Below are 584 nucleotides of genomic sequence, written 5' to 3'. Positions count from 1 at the left end.
ATAGAGCCGATGGATGCGGTTGATGCCCGACGGTTCGCCCTCCCGCCTGAGCAGGATGAATAGCCGTCGATAGCCAAACCGGCGTCGCTCATTGGCAAGCTCCCGCAACCGGGTGCGAAGCTCCGCATCCGGCGGGCGGCGGGATTGGGAGCGGACCATCTTCCGGTCCGCTCCGACGATACTGCAGGCCCGACGTTCCGACAGGCCCATGACGGCCTGCAGATGCGCGACGGCGTCGCGCTGCACGGCGGGCCCTACCATTTTTTTGAAAGGAGCTCCCGCATCGCTGCCGCATCCAGCATCTGCTCGGCCAGGAGCTTCTTCAGCTTGGCGTTCTCGTCTTCGAGTTGCTTCAGCCGCTTGGCCTCGGAGACATCCATGCCGCCGAACTTGGCCTTCCAATTGTAAATGGTCGCCTCCGAGACGCCGTGCTTGCGGGCGAGGTCGGCGGTCTTCGCCCCAGCCTCGTGCTCCTTCAGCACCGCAATGATCTGCTCTTCCGTGAATCTTGCTCGCTTCATCAGTCCGTCCTCATCAGGGCCGGACTCTAACTCCGCGTGGAGGAAAAACTCAGTGGCAGGTCA

General features: G+C 62.8%; 1 pseudogene. It reads right to left on the bottom strand.

Features of this window, described 5'->3' with window-relative positions:
- A pseudogene (locus AE618_RS27645) lies at positions 1-521 on the bottom strand (transposase); the annotation flags it as partial.
- Positions 522-584: the final 63 nt, after the last annotated feature.

The sequence above is a fragment of the Allobosea vaviloviae genome (assembly GCF_001298265.1).
Taxonomy (GTDB): domain Bacteria; phylum Pseudomonadota; class Alphaproteobacteria; order Rhizobiales; family Beijerinckiaceae; genus Allobosea; species Allobosea vaviloviae_B.
The sequence above is the reverse complement of the archived record's forward strand: the minus strand, read 5'-3'. Positions and strand labels throughout refer to the sequence as shown.